The organism is Vibrio sp. KUL80 (genome assembly GCF_059725495.1).
This window is the reverse complement of the sequence record NZ_AP045842.1, coordinates 1,535,616-1,553,357: the sequence shown is the minus strand read 5'-3', so window position 1 is coordinate 1,553,357 and position 17,742 is coordinate 1,535,616. Positions and strand designations below refer to the sequence as shown.

General features: G+C 45.0%; 19 protein-coding genes. 7 read left to right on the top strand and 12 right to left on the bottom strand.

Features of this window, described 5'->3' with window-relative positions:
• Positions 1–8 precede the first annotated feature (8 nt).
• Complete coding sequence (gene urtB / locus AC6I8U_RS23490) at positions 9–1,634, bottom strand: urea ABC transporter permease subunit UrtB (RefSeq protein ID WP_498018748.1); 1,626 nt, start codon at positions 1,632–1,634, stop codon at positions 9–11.
• 109 nt (positions 1,635–1,743) lie between these two features.
• Positions 1,744–3,033 (bottom strand): urea ABC transporter substrate-binding protein, encoded by a 1,290-nt coding sequence (urtA, locus tag AC6I8U_RS23485; protein ID WP_128648709.1) that lies wholly within the window; start codon positions 3,031–3,033, stop codon positions 1,744–1,746.
• Positions 3,034–3,420: 387 nt separating this feature from the next.
• Here urtA and AC6I8U_RS23480 point away from each other — a divergent pair, with 387 nt between their 5' ends.
• A complete protein-coding gene (locus AC6I8U_RS23480; protein WP_498018747.1) occupies positions 3,421–4,797 on the top strand; it encodes an MATE family efflux transporter in 1,377 nt (458 codons plus the stop codon).
• 15 nt (positions 4,798–4,812) lie between these two features.
• Here AC6I8U_RS23480 and AC6I8U_RS23475 read toward each other — a convergent pair whose 3' ends face one another.
• Entirely contained in the window at positions 4,813–5,292 is a 480-nt protein-coding gene (locus AC6I8U_RS23475) for a hypothetical protein (RefSeq protein WP_498018746.1), read from the bottom strand.
• Entirely contained in the window at positions 5,252–5,659 is a 408-nt protein-coding gene (locus AC6I8U_RS23470; protein WP_498018745.1) for a GNAT family N-acetyltransferase, read from the bottom strand. The genes AC6I8U_RS23475 and AC6I8U_RS23470 overlap by 41 nt, the downstream gene beginning before the upstream one ends.
• Positions 5,660–5,786: 127 nt before the next feature.
• Between AC6I8U_RS23470 and AC6I8U_RS23465 the strand changes: the two genes are divergently transcribed.
• Together AC6I8U_RS23465 and AC6I8U_RS23460 are read left to right on the top strand one after the other, a co-directional pair.
• Positions 5,787–6,461 (top strand): CatB-related O-acetyltransferase, encoded by a 675-nt coding sequence (locus tag AC6I8U_RS23465; RefSeq protein WP_498018744.1) that lies wholly within the window; start codon positions 5,787–5,789, stop codon positions 6,459–6,461.
• 125 nt (positions 6,462–6,586) lie between these two features.
• Entirely contained in the window at positions 6,587–6,997 is a 411-nt protein-coding gene (locus tag AC6I8U_RS23460; protein WP_498018743.1) for a DUF6515 family protein, read from the top strand.
• An 80-nt stretch (positions 6,998–7,077) separates the two neighbouring features.
• On the opposite strand, the gene AC6I8U_RS23455 is transcribed toward AC6I8U_RS23460, so the two are convergent.
• From AC6I8U_RS23455 to AC6I8U_RS23445, 3 genes are all read right to left on the bottom strand, one after another.
• The gene (locus tag AC6I8U_RS23455; protein ID WP_156110927.1) at positions 7,078–7,251 is read right to left on the bottom strand and encodes a hypothetical protein; all 174 of its coding nucleotides are present in this window, start codon (positions 7,249–7,251) and stop codon (positions 7,078–7,080) included.
• Between the two features lie 108 nt (positions 7,252–7,359).
• Entirely contained in the window at positions 7,360–7,677 is a 318-nt protein-coding gene (locus tag AC6I8U_RS23450) for a hypothetical protein (protein ID WP_498018742.1), read from the bottom strand.
• Positions 7,678–7,774: 97 nt separating this feature from the next.
• A complete protein-coding gene (locus AC6I8U_RS23445) occupies positions 7,775–8,527 on the bottom strand; it encodes an MBL fold metallo-hydrolase (RefSeq protein WP_498018741.1) in 753 nt (250 codons plus the stop codon).
• A 276-nt stretch (positions 8,528–8,803) separates the two neighbouring features.
• Between AC6I8U_RS23445 and AC6I8U_RS23440 the strand changes: the two genes are divergently transcribed.
• Positions 8,804–9,838: an IS110 family RNA-guided transposase gene (locus AC6I8U_RS23440; protein WP_498017721.1), complete on the top strand. Its 1,035-nt coding sequence runs from the start codon at positions 8,804–8,806 to the stop codon at positions 9,836–9,838.
• Positions 9,839–10,268: 430 nt separating this feature from the next.
• Here AC6I8U_RS23440 and AC6I8U_RS23435 read toward each other — a convergent pair whose 3' ends face one another.
• Positions 10,269–11,282: an IS110 family RNA-guided transposase gene (locus AC6I8U_RS23435; RefSeq protein ID WP_498017778.1), complete on the bottom strand. Its 1,014-nt coding sequence runs from the start codon at positions 11,280–11,282 to the stop codon at positions 10,269–10,271.
• 109 nt (positions 11,283–11,391) lie between these two features.
• Positions 11,392–12,522: a 1-acyl-sn-glycerol-3-phosphate acyltransferase gene (locus AC6I8U_RS23430; protein WP_498018740.1), complete on the bottom strand. Its 1,131-nt coding sequence runs from the start codon at positions 12,520–12,522 to the stop codon at positions 11,392–11,394.
• A 200-nt stretch (positions 12,523–12,722) separates the two neighbouring features.
• Between AC6I8U_RS23430 and AC6I8U_RS23425 the strand changes: the two genes are divergently transcribed.
• Entirely contained in the window at positions 12,723–13,325 is a 603-nt protein-coding gene (locus tag AC6I8U_RS23425; protein ID WP_498018739.1) for an AraC family ligand binding domain-containing protein, read from the top strand.
• Positions 13,326–13,406: 81 nt separating this feature from the next.
• Here the strand turns inward: AC6I8U_RS23425 and AC6I8U_RS23420 are convergent, their stop codons facing one another.
• Complete coding sequence (locus tag AC6I8U_RS23420; RefSeq protein WP_498018738.1) at positions 13,407–13,901, bottom strand: hypothetical protein; 495 nt, start codon at positions 13,899–13,901, stop codon at positions 13,407–13,409.
• 32 nt (positions 13,902–13,933) lie between these two features.
• Positions 13,934–14,446 (bottom strand): nicotinate-nicotinamide nucleotide adenylyltransferase, encoded by a 513-nt coding sequence (locus AC6I8U_RS23415; protein WP_128648701.1) that lies wholly within the window; start codon positions 14,444–14,446, stop codon positions 13,934–13,936.
• A gap of 117 nt (positions 14,447–14,563) precedes the next feature.
• Between AC6I8U_RS23415 and nadE the strand changes: the two genes are divergently transcribed.
• Both nadE and AC6I8U_RS23405 read left to right on the top strand, forming a co-directional pair.
• Positions 14,564–15,394 (top strand): NAD(+) synthase, encoded by an 831-nt coding sequence (nadE, locus tag AC6I8U_RS23410; RefSeq protein ID WP_128648700.1) that lies wholly within the window; start codon positions 14,564–14,566, stop codon positions 15,392–15,394.
• A 222-nt stretch (positions 15,395–15,616) separates the two neighbouring features.
• Positions 15,617–15,862, top strand: coding sequence for an HP1242/YdcH family protein (locus tag AC6I8U_RS23405; RefSeq protein ID WP_446568243.1), 246 nt, complete (start codon positions 15,617–15,619; stop codon positions 15,860–15,862).
• Positions 15,863–15,913: 51 nt separating this feature from the next.
• On the opposite strand, the gene AC6I8U_RS23400 is transcribed toward AC6I8U_RS23405, so the two are convergent.
• A complete protein-coding gene (locus tag AC6I8U_RS23400; RefSeq protein ID WP_498018737.1) occupies positions 15,914–17,734 on the bottom strand; it encodes an MOSC N-terminal beta barrel domain-containing protein in 1,821 nt (606 codons plus the stop codon).
• Positions 17,735–17,742 lie beyond the last annotated feature (8 nt).

Below are 17,742 nucleotides of genomic sequence, written 5' to 3'. Positions count from 1 at the left end.
CGTTTTCCTTAACCTTCTGCCGCACGGCCACGTTGTGGGAAGAGTCCACGAGGGCGTTTTTGAATAAACAAAATGATGAACACCAATACCAAGATCTTGGCAAGAACAGCACCCGCCCATGGCTCGAGGATCTTGTTGAATAGCCCCAAGCTCAGCCCAGCAACCAAGGTTCCCCATAGGTTTCCTACGCCACCAAATACGACAACCATAAATGAGTCAATAATGTAGGCTTGTCCCATGTTAGGCCCCACGTTGGTTAGCTGAGATAACGCCACACCAGCAACACCTGCTACGCCCGAACCTAACCCAAACGTCATCGCATCAACACGCTCAGAACGAATACCCATGGCTCTCGCCATCGCTCTGTTTTGAGAGACAGCGCGAACTTGAAGACCGAGTGGGGTTTTCTTTAACACCATCACCAAGCCAACAAAAACCATGATGCAAAACAGAATGATGTATAAACGGTTATAGGTGAGCGACAACATTGGGTTGATGTTCAATGCACCTGACATCCAGTCTGGCGTGCTAACTGAGCGGTTAAGAGGAGAGAAAATAGAGCGAACCGCTTGCTGTAAAATAAGACTGATACCAAAGGTCGCCAGTAGGGTTTCCAGAGGACGACCGTAAAGGTGACGTATCACGCTACGTTCAATCGCGATACCTACCAAACCAGAGACAATAAACGCCATCGGAATGGATAAGATAAGTGCCATACCGATATTGTTTGGCATGAGCTGCTGCATCACGTAAGTGGTGTAAGCCCCAATCATGATAAGCTCACCGTGAGCCATGTTGATAACGCCCATAACACCAAAGGTAATCGCAAGACCAATACCAGCCAGTACTAATACTGAGCCTAAGCTCAAGCCAAAAAAGACGGTTTCTACACCCGAGTAAAATTTCTGACTCTGCTGATAACTATCAAGCGCTCGCTCAGCAGCGGCTACGACTAACTCGTCTTTATCTTTGCCGATAATTTGGTTTAGAGTCTGCAGAACGACAGACTGCTTGTAGCCGGACAAGGTTTCAATCGCAGCAACCTTATCTGAACTCGTGTCACCTGTCAGTGATTGGTCTATCGCCAATGCTAAGTTAAGGATGTTAAGAACATCCTCGTCTTGCTCAACAGTCTTTCGCTGCTGAAGTCTCTCCATGACTGTATCGTCGGTAGTTCCTAAGAAAGCTGTGACAGCGTTCAAACGAATAGATGCTTCAGGGTTCGATAACCCAAGCGACGCGATTTCTAGGCGAATCTTACCGCGTAATCTGTTGTTTACTCGCACCTTGCTAAATTGGCGTGAGGACTCAACGGCCATCGTAGTATCATCCCAAGCGCTTTTCGCAGTGGGTGATTTTTTGATGTTGTCTGAAATGTACAAAGCCTGATACTGCTCGCTCTTCTTGTCTTTGACATAGTAGAGATCGCCTTCAAGCCATGCGGTTAATACCGATTTGGCAACAAGCTCGGACTCGTTTTCAACGATCCAAGCCATTGCCTCTTCTTTTTGAGGGTTGTTTTTTCCGATGAGTGCTTGGGCAAATGTGCCTCGGTCACTAACGCTAGCCAACGCGAAGTGAGTACTCAAAACAAAGAACACCACGACTTTCAATATGTGAATTATGGTTTTCATGAAATGCGTCCTTTCGGCTGCCTTAAGTCTGACGTCAACTTAGGCAGAAATAAAAAGGCGCCTCGCCCTTATTTAGATGGAAATGGGAGAGGCACCAAATAGTGAGAGATTATTGTGCGCTACCTGAACACTTACCTGTTTCAACGTTAAATGCACCACATGAGAATGGCTTAGACCAGCTTGAATACAGCTTCGATGACTCAGGAAGGTAGTTAGACCAAGCATCACCAGCCACAAGACCGGTTGTTTCCCAAACTACATCAAACTGACCATCATCTTGAATTTCACCGATAAGTACCGGCTTAGTGATGTGGTGGTTTGGAAGCATCGTAGAGTAGCCACCAGAAAGGTTAGGCACAGAAACACCAATCAACGCATCTTGAACTTCTTCAGCGTCCGTAGTGCCAGCATTGGTAACGGCTTGTGTCCACATGTTAAAGCCAATGTAGTGTGCTTCCATTGGATCGTTTGTTACGCGTTTTTCACTCGCAATAAACTTCTGCCAAGTTTCAACAAACTCTTCGTTCGCTTCAGTATCAACACTCATGAAGTAGTTCCATGCCGCTAGGTGACCAACCAACGCGGACGTATCCATACCCGATAGCTCTTCTTCACCAACCGAGAATGCCACTACCGGAATGTCTTCAGATGAGACGCCCTGTGCGCCTAGCTCTTTGTAAAATGGTACGTTTGCGTCACCATTGATGGTCGATACAACCGCTGTTTTCTTACCTTCTGAACCAAACTTCTTGATGTCAGAAACAATAGACTGCCAATCAGAGTGTCCAAACGGCGTGTAGCTAATCATGATGTCTGACTCGCTCACCCCTTTCGACTTCAGGTAAGACTCGAGGATCTTGTTGGTCGTACGCGGATAAACATAATCGGTACCTGCTAGTACCCAACGCTCAACTTCCAACTCATTCATTAGGTAGTCAACAGCCGGAACCGCCTGCTGGTTTGGCGCAGCACCTGTGTAAAAGACGTTTTTCGAAGACTCTTCGCCTTCATACTGAACTGGGTAGAAAAGGATGCTGTTTAGCTCTTCAAATACTGGAAGCATCGATTTACGAGACACAGACGTCCAACCACCAAATACCACGTCCACCTTCTCTTTTTCGATCAGTTCACGCGCTTTCTCAGCAAACAGAGGCCAGTTAGAGGCAGGGTCTACAACCACAGCTTCAAGCTTTTTGCCTAATAGACCGCCTTTCTTATTTTGCTCTTCAACCAACATCAAAATCGTGTCTTTCAGTGTTGTTTCACTGATCGCCATCGTGCCTGACAGTGAATGTAGTACGCCGACCTTGATCGTCTCTTCTTCCGCCATCGCAAAACCTGATGCAAAAGCAAGTGACGCGCCCATAGCTGCAAGCTTGAGTTTGAACGTCATGTTCATGTTGGATATCTCCTTATTGTGAATAGTTATTCAACAGTGTGATTTCAAGAAGAGTGCCAATTTAGAAAGCATAAGTAGAAAGCGATTAAATCAATGATATTTATAAGGTTTTAGTTTTTCGCGCACCATTAAAATGCTCTAAGTTCAATTTGGTGCGCTGCATCTTGGTGCAAAGGACGCGCTGTTTTCACTAATTTGGAGATATGTCTCGCATAAGCACCGTTTTGAAGCATGCGTCTTTCGCAAAATCATAAGGTTAAGCTCGAGATGTCAAGACATAACGCCCAGACCACTCTGCGACACACATCACGGTTAACGTGAAAGTAATTCGTTGCATATACCATGGTAAATCAGTAGCTTAAAAAATAAACATGCAGGGAGAACTCTATGGAACAACCGCCTATAAGCAGCTTTATTCGAAAAGTCCTTTTATTAGGTATACCCATCGCACTGCAAAGCCTGCTTATGAGTAGCCTTGGCTTTGTCGATAGCCTTATGATCAGTCAGTTAGGGACGGAAGAAGTCGCAGCGGCGGGAATTGGAGCTCGTATATTCTGGCTTTCAATCGTCTTGGTGTGGGGGCTAGGATCCGGTATGGGGATTCTGTTGGCTCAGTATTGGGGCGCGAATGATGAGCAGGGGCTAAAGCGCTACCTTGCGCTCGGAACTGGCGTTACGCAAGGGCTTGCTTTGTTCTGTTTCACTTTGTGCTTTTTCACACCGCAGCTATTACCTAGCTTATTTGATCCTAGCGAAACGGTTCTAGCGCTTGCCAGTGACTATGTCCAACTACTTGGCATTGCTATGTGCTTATCAGGCCTTGGTATCGCAGCAGATACTGCGCTGCGTTCTATTGGTCAAACCCGCATCAACCTTTACGTTTCAATACTTGAAGTCGGTCTGAATGTTGCGCTCAACTACATACTGATATTCGGTCATTTCGGACTGCCTGCAATGGGGCTCATTGGCGCAGGGGTTGGCAGTGTTATCGCACGTTCAATACGCTTGGTAGTGGTACTGGTCATTATTTATAGATACTTTCCAGTATTGGCTCTGCGTTGGCAAAACGTCATCGATGCCCTCCAGCCTACAATGGTTAGAAAGTTCGTCACTATCACCTACCCCATCATGGGTGGCACCGTAATTTGGTGTGCAGGGAATTTCGCATTCAACATCATTTTAGGTCGTATGGGGCAGACTGAGTTAGCCACGATGGCTGTCATTACACCACTTGAATCGATTGGGCTGTCTGTCGCTCATGGTTTATCAAGTGCCACCGCTATCTTGATAGGTAACAGCCTAGGTGCTAATCAGTTTACGCAAAGTACCTTGTATTCAAGGTGGGCACTTAAGTCTTCCATTGCACTGGGTGCATTGTTGGGCGGCGCACTATTACTCGCCCAAGGCGCGATCTTATCGCTCTACGGAGGGCTAACCACGGATGTAACTGAGCTGATGGTGCTCAGCTTTCCTATTGTCGCGTTGAGTATCATGCTGCGTACCATCAACATTACCCTGATCATTGGTGTGCTACGAAGTGGTGGTGACAGTAAATTCTGCATGAACATGGATTTTGTCTGTCAATGGATGTGGGCAGTGCCAATCACGGCGATGGGAGCCATGGTGTTTGACCTCCCCTTCCCTATCGTACTGCTTCTCATGACCTCGGAAGAAATCGTCAAGGTTGTTCCAGCGGTCTGGCGCGTATACAGCGATCGCTGGGTTAATAATCTAACAGAGAATAGAGAGAGCTCGGCTGCATAGCCGAGCTTTTTAAAGCTAACCTATCTCAAAGGAAGTGACGCCATAGGTGCGGTCTAAAGAGATGCTTGGGGGCTGCTTGGTATACATTCTCGCTGTTTCAAAACAAGGTTTCATGTGGTAAGTCTTAGCCAGTTCAATCGCCAACTCATTGACCTCAGGGACATCAAGAAAAACCGGTTGGTCACTAGACACGCTTGAAACTAAACCAGCATACAACTCATGAGCTACGCCTTTGTTATCAGCAAACAAAGGACCAATCTTAAAACCGCTTCGACATGCCCTTATCACACCTAGCCCTAATAATTCACCGTTTTTGACGTAAGCTAACGAGCTACTATCCGACTGATTCAACCAGGCTTTATCGAATATCTTCCTACAGGCAGGAAAGAATGCATCGAGATAGTCTTCAATAGAGTCAAAGCTTAGCTCTTCTGTTTTAGTGATGCTGTCTCTTTCAAAAAGGCAGACTCTTCGTTTGACCTTCGTATCGAACATTTCTGTGTGATAAAGCAAAGCCAGAACGTTTGTAATTCTCCTGTTGATCAACAACACCATCAAGCGCGACGTTGCAACCATCCAGATACGCCATTCCATGGTCCCAAATTTGGAGACCAAACCCTTGGTGTCGATACTCAGGTTTAACAATATAAAACCCCAGAAAACCGAAGCTGGCATCATACTTCACAACAGAGATACAACCGATTGGTTCACCGTTAAGCTCACCCACTAAAAATCCATTTGGGTCTGCGTTGTAATAATGATAGGCATCTTTAAGACCCGGATTCCACCCTTCTTGCGCTGCCCATTCAACAGCCATGTCCACTTCATCTAACGTCATGGTTCTTATATTAAATTCGGTCATGAGCTTCCTTTTTTCTGACACTCTATCTATTAAACTAGTGACCTTGACAAAGATAGACAAGAATTGATTTGGGTATCGGTCGTTGCCGTGCTAGTTTTTGTGAGGAATCATCAAAAAGGACGGGGCAATGAATCCTTTCCCAAATTGGCTACAAGGTCAGGTCATTAAAGACACCATCACGAATCCGAACATAAAAGCGGGAGCGTATTCTTATTACTCTGGTTACTACCACGGTAAAAACTTCGAAGAGTGTGCTGTTCGTTATCTACTGGGCGATCCTCCCACGCGCGCCGCGTGGGAATCTGGCTTATACGAAGATATTGATAAACTCATTATCGGCAAATTTTGCTCAATTGCTTCAGGCGCTACCTTCATGATGGCTGGCAACCAAGGTCATAGGATCGACTGGGTATCGGCGTTTCCATTTTCTACCGATGAGTTTGGTAGCAAAGTAAAAGACGGTTTTGAACGATCAGGCGATACCCATATTGGTAATGATGTGTGGATAGGAAGCGAAGCTATGATAATGCCAGGAGTCACAATAGGTGACGGTGCAGTTATCGGTTCTCGTTCAGTGATAACCAAACATGTTGCACCCTACAGCGTCGTCGTGGGCCATAACACGGTAATCAAACAACGCTTTTCTGATGAACAAGTCCGCAAGTTGTTGGAAATGCGTTGGTGGGACTGGTCTATCGATCAACTCAAGGGTGCTATGGACTTAATATGTAGTCCCAACATTGGACCCTTGTACGACTATTACTTAGCAGAAATTAAACCAAGTCATACACCAGATAAATAGCATCGAGCTTCTCATTTAGCCCCCATCAAAATCACACGGGCTAATGACTTCTGGCTAACGAAAGCAGGCACCTTTCAATAAACAATGGCTCAATTTCCTAATTGAGTCATTGAACCTAGACAGCCATGACAATCAAAATTCCCCTAACTACACTACTTGCGTGTAGCCTGCTTTCTACATCTAGCCTTGCAGATCCTTGGCATAAAATCATCGGAAAGCCATGGAAAGAGCACAAAAAGAAAGAAGTGCACGTGATACATCATTATCCCAAACACCGGCTTCCAAATGACGCGGTTCTGCTAGCAATCGCCGGGGTTACGTATGCCTTGATCGACGGACACTACTATAAACAAGAGAAGGAAAAGTATGTTTTTGTAGAAAAGCCGCCCAAACGTCGCTATCGACCTGGAAAGATCGTAAGGAGACTACCTGAAGGTGCCACTGCAGTTAACAAACGCGGTGAACAATATTTCGTAGCAAGAGGGAATTGGTTCTTAGCTATCGACAATGGGAAATACGTTGTCGTCGAACCATAAGAGGTGAAGGGAAGGTATAGGCGATACTCACATATGCCGCTTTAGAGAGTATCGCTTACTTCAAATCCATGAAAGGCTGGTTACATTACCCAAGTTAGGCTTAGTAACAAAATCACTGCTGAAGTCGCTAAAAACATCGCTAGGATGGTCGCTATCTCAGCGGCAGTCGAGGTCGATGATACTGACGCTTTTTCGTTGTTCTCTTCTGCGTTTGATTTTTCAGTGTCCAATGTTGATAGAAGTGCTGAGTTCATTCTTCTCTACCTTATGTAATTACATTTCAAAAGACAGAGCGAATTTTACTCAACTTGTGAGCAAGGTCAAATATTTTTAGTAAGTTAATTACGAGATTTTCTCATGACTCAGATAAGTTTTGTTATGAGCTTCCCGGAATTGCTTGCTTGCCAGTAATGGTCAGTTTGCTGTCCAAGTAGGCCGACACCCATTCCAGCGCCAAGAATGGGCACTTTGATGTTAGACATAGAAATAGCGGCATACCCTTGCGCATAGGCGAGCTGCTCAGCCAGCTCTGGGTAGAGTTCACTTAAGCGATTCACAATTTGTACGGTAGAGGCATCTATTTCCTCTCTCATAGGCTGACGTTCTTCAACCGGAATAGAACTACTGCAGCCAGAAATCAAAGCGGTAAATCCTAGTACAAAGCCAACGCCATTTCGCATCAAAGATCCTTTCATTGTGTAAGTAAGTAGGTGAGTCGCAGGCGCACACTATACGCTATCGCGTTATTTACTTTTTGAAACACATCAATCGAGAATACTATTCTTGGATTTTATGGGCAGACTCAATAAAGCGTTCTCGTGCTTTAGCAAATACCGGATTGCCGTGGGCAGGTAGCAGTGTGGAATAGTTCAGTGATGCCTTCTCAATAAGCTCTTTTTTGTCTGGTTTTGCTAGATCGAGCCAACCTACTCCAAATCGACACGGACCAATAAATCCCATACGTGGCATCATCATTTTAGCGACCCAGTTAAAGTACTTGTCGGTTTTTGGCCAGTTTTGCATGCTATCCCCAGAGATAAGCACCCCCTCGTCTCGCTCCAAAAGAATGAGTCCCTCTTTTGGTGTGCACGAAGAAAACTCAAAGTAAGTCGCACCATCAATTGGAAGCGTTGAACCCTCTTTGAGGAGCCTGTCTGCTTTATAGTATTGATGACTCGTCGACGATTTATTAAAGCCTCTTACATAGGGTGAATCGACCGACCATAGCGTAGCACCAAAGGTTTCCTTGTAATAAGGATCATCGAAGCCATGAAATGCAGCAAGCCTGATCACATGTTTGACGTCACCAAGTTCGTCGAGCTGAGCAATACCTTTGTCATTTAACCGAACAGAGTTGATCAAGATTAGGTCGCCGCCCTGCTTGATAACAAGCATATTACGGCTAAACGTCATCGTTAGTGGCCCCCACTTGGGGTGTGGGACTTTCATCGCAACAGAGCCTGTCACGAGATAAATATTATCGAGAACCTGAGTCAGTTCTCCGTGCGGTAGTGGCTCTGGGTATGTCATCCTTGATCCTATTCGGTGAAGTGTTTGATTTCTATCGAATCCTTATACTTATTTAGAGTCTAGTTGCTCCTGGTCAACTCAGCGAACTTTCTCGCTAGTTCCCAAAGCCGTGCGCCAAGCACAAAAATGTATGGTCCGCCCCGTTATTGCAACTACAATTTAGTAATAACGGAGTTGGTTTGCGCTAATGATGAAATGGTCTCCCCCTCCCACTAACGGCGTCATATTGCGCCAAAATAGAACTAGTTCTATTTTATCGGAAATAAGGGGAAGACCATGATTAAGCGTAAAACAATAGGCCTCGATTTAGCAAAAAATAGTTTCTTCTTTGTGGTTTTGAACGAGCATGGAAAGCGGGTAACCCGAAAGAAGTTAAGCAGAAACCAGGTACTACCATACTTGGCAAACCTAGATCTGTCAGTCGTTGCTATGGAAGCTTGCTCCTCAGCCCATTACTGGGGGCGTGAGATTAGAAAACTTGGTCATGATGTTCAACTTTTGCCGCCTCAGCATGTTAAAGGTTATTTACGTGGTCAAAAAAATGATTACAACGATGCTCAAGCGATAGCTGAAGCCTCGCAACACGGAGCTATGCGAACGGTCGCGATAAAATCAATTGAACAACAGGATCAGCAAAGCATCCTTCATATGCGCCGACTTTTAAATGTCGAACGAACCAGGCTAATTAACCATATCCGTGGGCTTTTGAGTGAATACGGTATCGTCATAGCCCAGCGAGCCTCTACGGTTAAAAAAGAAGTCCCCAGAATACTAGAAGATGCTGAAAATGAGTTGACTAATGTGTTTCGCCAATTTCTTAACCGTCAATATTTGCGATTGCTTGATATCGAGAAAGAACTGAGTGCGTATCAGGATTATATAGAAGCCACTGTTAAATCGAATGATACTTGTCAGCGTTTAATTACAATGCCTGGTGTCGGTTCTATCGTAAGTATTTCCTTAACCTCTTGGATGGGAGATGGGTATCAGTTTAAGCGCGGCAGAGATGCTGCGGCAGCTTTAGGATTAATCCCCCGTCAAAACAGCACTGGAGGAAAAAATGTCTTACTGGGTATTAGTAAAAGGGGTGACTCCCACCTCCGCTCTTTAGTTGTTAACGGTGCAAGAGCTGTAGTTGCTCATGCTAAGAAGAAGACCGATAAGCTTAGTATCTGGATTAACCGCTTGGTTGAGCAAAGAGGCTTTAATCGAGCTGTTATTGCGTTCGCGAACAAAATGTTACGGATGGCGTGGGTAATTGTGACTAAGAAACAGGAGTATAAACCAATCGAAAAGTTAGCAGGTTGCTAACTCTTTAATCTGAAATTTTTAATATCACCAAATTTGTGTGATTAGCATTTAAGATGAGACACAGGTCAAACCGACGTACCCAAAACCTGACGAATACATCGGATATTAAGTCCGAGCTAATGATTAGTAGGATGGTACGTGCGAATGATTCATCAAGGTCCGAAGTTATAGCTTCAATATGAGAGACCGAATATATGACCGCTAACCTGTCCCTATCATCGAAATGCTGCTTGCGCAAATGGGGGAGACCATATATGTATTCGGAGTCCACGTTGGGAACACTAACTTCCCCGCTCCACGATGATATCCGCGCCAGATTATCCTTAAAAAAGCCGAAAGCATTAAATGCTATTTTTTGTGACAGGTTACTAATCTGGCCGATTGACCGTTTTTGTCATCACGTTCATTGGCGTTGCAAACTTGGTTATGGCTATGCAGCCTGAAAAGCTTGGCGGTGATACAACACCGCCCAAGCTATTCTCGCCAGCTTGTTGGCAAGTGCTACTAAAACCACATTAAAAGGTTTCGTTGCTCGAAGATTCACTAACCAATCTCCAAACACCTTTCCTGTTGTTTCTATCCTAGAAAGTACGGCCCGAGCGCCATGAATAAATAGAGTCCTTAGGTGTTTATTCCCTCGTTTACTCATGCCTAACAGCTTAGACTTTCCCCCTGTTGAGAATTGTCTAGGAACTAACCCAAGCCATGCTGCCATCTCTCGCCCTCCATCGAAATTAGAAGCGGAACTGATGTTCGCTACGCACAACGTTGCCGTTAAATCACCGACCCCTGGGATGGTCTTCAGCAACTCTGCGCTTTCATTACTTATAGCGATGCTTTTCAACTTTTGGTCTTGCTCAGAGACTCGGTCATTTAAGTACTTGTAGTGTTCATGAATCGAGAGAAGTTCAGCAATAAGACTTTGTGGCAACTCAACATCTTGTTCCGCTAACCATTGAAACAGTGTTTTCATCTTCGCATGCCCTCTAGGGAAGCTGAGTCCAAATTCGAGTAGCAATGCACCAATACGACTCATACATGCGGTTCGTTCTTTCACATAGCCTTCTCGTACACGATGAATAGCAGAAATAACTTGAGCTTCTTCTGATTTAACCGAGACAAATCTCATGGTTGGTCGACTGGCGGCTTCGGCTATCGCAGCTGCGTCGATGAAGTCATTCTTATTGCCTTTGACGTAAGGCTTTACATATTGAGGTGGGATGAGACGAACTCGATGCCCAAAGGCTTGGCACTTTCTTGCGAGCCAGTGAGCACCACCGCAGGCTTCGAAAGCAATCGTTGTGTGTTCGAGTGAGGATAAGAAACGCAGGAGTTGGCTTCGATTAAACTTACGGCGAATAACTTCCTTGCCAGAATAATTATTACCTACTGCATGAAAGCAGTGCTTACCTAAATCGATACCTAAAATGTGGATGGTAGACATATGGTTCACCTCGTTCTGAGAGCCTACTCTAAGCGTAGGGGCTTAAGAGTGAGGCGGACCATATAATTAAGCCGCCAATAAAGGCGGCTTTGCGAAAACTTGTTTGCTTCTATGCTGACAGTTTTTCTTGCTCAAGAAGAATATTCTTCACAGGGTTCGCATAACTATCTATCAAATATTGATGAGCACCTTCTGGTAGCAAATCCAGTTTCTCTTTCAGCATGACGCGAGTTGCTTCTGAGATAGTGTCATCTTCTAAGCCAGCAGCAAGCTTATTAATCGGGAACAAGGTGTAATGCTCATGGATCTGACGGTCGATTTCTTCAGCCAGTGCTTCTGGCGTTTCAAAATCTTGGTCAATGACATCACCAAACACCACTTGTACGCGATCTTTTCGGCCAACAATGCCTTGAACGATACTTTCAATATCTTCAAACTCGCCTTTCTCATAGTTGCCGTGAGTCGCTTTTTCATAAAGCTCTTTCGCTTTTGCAATATCACACGGGTCGTTTTCGTATGAGATAGAGACAGGTACGATTTTCAGTGAACGAATATACTCTGCAAACGGAGCCTTCTGTTTGCGACCTTCTACATGAAACATCTTCAAAATCGCTGGATCGGTAAAGTCATTACCGTCTTTAGCACGCCCTTCTTTTTGAGCAATCCAGATTGAGTTACCTGTATCTAATGAATGCTTGATATAAGAAGACAAGGTACCAAGTGCCTTCATCATTTCACGCGGCCCCTTTAGAGAGCGCTTAACAATGAAACTCTTGTTAAGACGCATTAGCTCTGTCGCACAGGGTTTCTTAAGTAGGTTATCACCGATGGCGATTCGCACAGTTCTGTGATTGTTCTCGTGCAAGCCGTAGTTAACCAATGCAGGATCCATCGCGATATCACGATGGTTAGACACGAATAGGTACGACGTATTTTTATCGAGTTTATCGAGACCTTTGTAGGTAACACCTTTTGTTGTTGCGTCCAAAGTTTGCTCTAGGTACTTTTTCACCTCTAGCTGAATGGTTTCAACGCTATCAAGCTTGGCCCACTTAAACTTTAAGTACACTTTTACAATTGGGCTCATCACCGCTTTAAACCAAGGAGCATGGTTAGAGAAGCGGTGCTGAAGGATCGCGTCGATAAATTCGGCGTCGTTGATCAGACGGTCGATAGCGGCAGGGATCTCTTCGTCATTGTATGGACGAATATCAATATATGGGTCGTTGTGTGTTGTCATGTCTGTTACATCAAATTAAAAGCTGCACTATTCTACGCTTAGTCCAAAAAGACCGCAGCTACCTTAGGTCTATTTTTGTTAAGGTCAGACCACAGTTTCTTCTACTCTTATTGCAATTACCAATGGAAATGTCTGATCTGTGGTTGGCATCATACGCGACTCAAGGTACTCTACGCGCAGATTAACCAGCGAAGACTATCATGAATCACGCCATCGACTTTCATACGACTCATTCATCATTACTCACTATTACGCCTCGTAAGAAGACGCTACATAATCAGTTAGTACATGTAGAGGAAGGAAAAGTTCTGCTAAAACTAGGCAAGAATGAGTACGCTTATAGCGCAGGTGACACTTTTTGGCTGCCATTTGACTGCCTATCAAGCCTGACTTTGCTGCCAGGTAGCGTGTTTAATACAGTGAAGTTTTCTGTGAGATTGGCGGACAAATTTCCGACTCAGGCAGGTCAAGTAATGCCTTCAACACTGATGTCTGCGCTACTAAATTCACTCAGTAAAACCGATGACGCTGAGATTAAAAAAGATCTTTTGCAGGTAATGCGTCACGAAGTTAAAACGTGCAAGCCGGTATTAAAGCAAGATAAGGAAAGCGCGGAGATCACCGCGTGGACACCAAACTCTACCTCGATTACGGGTGAGCTAGCATTGGTATTGCTTGTCAGAGAAGCACGGAAGCAAAAATTGTCTGGTAAAAAGAGCGAGGCGATTTGTCAGTCGCTATTCTCGGGCAACCAAGAGCATTTTAAACAGCTCACCACGACCTTGCTGGGTGAAGCACTTTAATAAAGAACTAATTTAATAAAGCTGACACAAAAATAGCGAGCTCTAGGCTCGCTATTTTTTAATCTCGTACATCCAGCTTCGTTAGAATGGCACTTCAACCTGCATCATCATGTCGCCTTGGTAATCTTGATGCCAGCGATAGTCCAAGCGCAGCCTTGGCTCCTTGCCCTTTTCACCAAAGCCTACACCAATGTGAAGTCCCTGAGCCATCAACCACTCTTGCATCGACATTTCATCTTTACGGCGAGCAATTTCTTCTGGTGCCCACAGCCCAATGCCAACAAAGTTGTTTTCATAGTTGCCTGTCAATACGGGCTCAGACTCCTGGGTAAGAAGCCATTGATCCCAATAAGAGTCTTGCAGCGAATTGGTCGGTTTCTCAGGTTCAATTAACCCACCTAAGGTAAACACCTGATTGCCGATATAACTGAATGGTTTAGTAATGAGAGAGCAAAACGACTCGTCTTCCGTCGTCTTTAAAACAACAGATTTATTCGAGTCACTTTCGCATAATGCGTAAGCGATGGGGCTACTGACGGCCACTGCTAAAGCAATACAAATCCTTGTTGCTTTCATTTATTTATAAATTATCCGTTTTGATTATATGGTCAATATAGCTTATTGGCGACCAAATGTTTAGCGACACTTACTGTCGTTAGGTGATCTACATTCAAACCTTGGGACAAACTGTAACGAATTGTTGTTGACCTGACTTTGACTTTCTCTGGGCATGCTAATAGCGACCAACGTTCGACTATTTTCTGTGCATTATAAAACTTTTCGAAACTGAACAAATTATCCGGCCCCAAAACGAAGGTAAGCTCGGCGTCTGGATAACGTTTCTCTAGTGCTTCTAAAACAGCAAAAGTCGTGACTGAAGTGTTGGGCTGATACAAGGCTTCTTCGATATCTGAGCGCTCTACATTGCTCTGCTCTAGGTCATCAATAAACATATCAACGAGTTGGCAGCGAACATTGTAATCCAGCATACTCTTGCCCCATGCATGAGAGATACTTGGTACCAGCAATACTTTGTCGAAATGGCTAAGGGAGTTAATAACACTCTTGTGCCCTAAGCTAGGTGGGTTAAAGGCACTACCAAATATCGCTATTTTTGTCATATGTATCTCAATAAATCGTATCTATGCATAGATTGAGTGTCACTGTAACTTTTTTTCAGTGATTTTCGTAGGTATCATACAAGAAAACATTTTTGCTTGCAGGAAAAGGGATCCCACATGGAACAACTTATTCGAGACGAGATGCGCGTGCTTCCGTCTATCGACCCACATTTTGAAATCGAACGCCGTGTTGCTTTTATCAAGAATAAATTGCAGCAGTCTGGATGCAAGTCTGTCGTTCTGGGAATCAGTGGTGGTGTGGACTCAACAACCTGTGGCCGTCTCGCGCAACTCGCTGTTAATCAACTCAATGAAGAAAGCGGTACAAACGACTACCAGTTTATCGCGGTGCGTCTGCCATACGGTGAACAAAAAGATGAAGACGAAGCTCAACTAGCACTCTCTTTTATCGAACCAACTCACTCGGTATCTGTAAACATCAAGGCTGGCGTTGATGGTCTGCATGCTGCGTCTCACGTTGCACTAGAGGGAACGGGTCTACTACCAACAGAAGCGGCAAAGTTAGACTTTGTAAAAGGCAACGTTAAAGCTCGCGCTCGCATGGTCGCACAGTATGAAATCGCCGGCTACGTGGGTGGCCTAGTGCTTGGTACTGACCATTCTGCTGAAAACATCACAGGTTTTTACACCAAATTTGGTGATGGTGCTTGTGACTTGGCACCTTTGTTCGGCCTAAGCAAGCGTCAAGTACGCGAAGTAGCGGCGACACTTGGGGCTCCTGAGCTACTTGTGAAGAAAACACCAACCGCTGACTTAGAGGAACTTGATCCACAAAAAGCGGATGAAGATGCACTGAATCTGACTTACGAGCAGATTGACGACTTCCTAGAGGGCAAACCAGTATCTCAAGAGGTGTCTGACAAGCTGGTGGCTATCTACAAAGCGACGCAGCACAAGCGCGAAGCGATTCCAACAATCTACGATTAATTCAGCTTGATCAAGCTCTTAAAGCCAGCAAAAATTTGCTGGCTTTTTTATACCTTGTGATTTACTTCTCTGAAATCAGATCTTGCCATCGGTCAACTTTTAATCGGCTAAAACTTGTGCCATTGTTATAGAGGCACAAGTGATAACTCGCGTGCAAACGCTTCAAGTCACTTGAGCTCATGCCCAAGCTAAAACTATTGTTCACCGATAAAAGGGGTTGCTATGTTAGGCGAAGATCACTCTCTTCTTAAGGAATTTCCAGAACATCAAGAAACGATTTTAGCGCTCACGAAAAGCGATCAAGGCTTTGCTGCAGACACTAAAAACTACAATGCTCTGGATAAAGAAATTCGTGTGTTGGAACTGAATGGTTCACCCATCGAAGATACCGAAATGCATCAACTTAAGCACGACAGAGCGGCTTTAAAAGACTCATTGCATCAACGTATCGTGAGTGCTTCAAAATAAGCATGTAAACAAAGCTGGTGCCAGTTGGACACTGGCACCCACAAAGTTTAATTAACTGACGAGTTCCACATCCGTTTTCGGCACTGAGCAACACGCCAACACCTTACCTTCCGCTATCTCCGACTCTTGTATTGCAGGAACATCTGGCTGATGCACCAATCCTGACTCCACCGTCACTTTGCATGCGCCACAAAAACCCGCTCGACAACTGTGTGCAATCGAAAGTCCAGCGTCCTCTGCCTGCTCTAACAGAGTTTTCTTATTGTTGCCTTCAAACACATTTCCATCAACGCTAATTTGCACCGCTTTGACTTGCTCTTCGGTTGCTGTCGCAACACCAAATGCCTCTTGATGATAATGATCTTCAGTCAGACCCTTTTTCATCATCAAGTTTTTCGCCTTCTGCATGAAGCCATCAGGCCCGCACACGAACACTTGTCGTTGATTCAAATCTGAGATGAGCTTTAGGTGAGAGAGACTAAAGCGCCCTTTCAGGCCTTCCCAATCTTCACTCGGCTGAGTCAGTGAGATCATCACTGTCAGTTGGTCGTGTTTATTCTCGAGTAACTTAAGTTCATCAGCAAATGGGATATCATCAATAGTCGAACATTGATGGAAAAACACCACGTTGTTCACTGCGTCCCTATCTGAAAGATCACGCAGCATTGACATCATTGGCGTAACACCGCTACCCGCAGAAAGCAGTAGTAACGGTTCGTGATCCTCATTCGCCATATGGAAGCTACCGTTTGGTAGATCGGCGGTTAGAGTGTCGCCCACTTGAAAATTGTCGAACAACCAATTTGAGACACTGCCGCCATCGATTCGTTTGACCGAAATAGACAGACGTCCTGGACGGGATGGACTCGATGATAGGGTATATAAGCGCTTAACGGTCTGGCCATCGATATCAAGTTCAATCGGAAGATGCTGACCGGCTTTATAGGTTGGCATCGCTCCTTTTTGTGGCTCGAGCCAGAAAGTCTCAAAGTTACGCGCGACATGTTCACGTTCTACGCAGACAAACTCCTGTTTCTGAGCATCGAGATCCTCGTAGAACTCTTTATCTTTATACTCAAGCACCTCAATTTCATCGCCCGCGCGTATCATACCTTCGTTTTTGGCCACTAAGTTCTGACCGAAGAATACGCCACCCCGTTCATTAGCGCGGAAACGAGAAAAGGTTTTTAACGGCTCTTTGCTTTCGCGGAACTCGCCTTTATCCACATCAACCGTTGTCAAAATACAGCGCTCACAAGGTTTTACTGCTTCAAACTCTACCTCACCAATTTTAATGCGCTTCCAAGAGTCCTCAATAAATGGTTCATCCGAGCCCACCACTAAGTTGGTTCGAAACTGCTCCATAGAATGCGTTTCACTACTGCGACGATTAAGCTCATCTAACGATCCTTGGCTGATAATAAGTAGTGGATAGCCATCAGCAAAGCTAACGTTATGACCTAGCTTCTCGCGAACACGATTAGATTGCTCACCAGTAAAAAGCAACTCGACACGCTGCTCAAGGACTTGGCTAAACCAATCGTCCGCTTCATCGGTCGTGGTATAAGCCGCGAAGTTATCGTTCCACACCGTCGCTGGCGTTTCTTGTAACTTGAAGCTGCTGTATTCCAGCTTCAACGGAGCCATACCTGGGTAGGTAAAGATGATACCGGTCGGCAGCAGACTCGAAGCCACCTTGACCATATTTGGGTACTTACGCGCAGTCACCATAGCACCATCTGAGAGCGCTACCATGAATCGGCGATCAAAACACAAGCCTTGTTTTTCTACCCAAGAAGAAGAGAGAGAAATTCCGCCAACGGATTTAACAGGATAAATATTGATTTGGGAAAGCAGAGGAGATTTTGACACGACTGAGC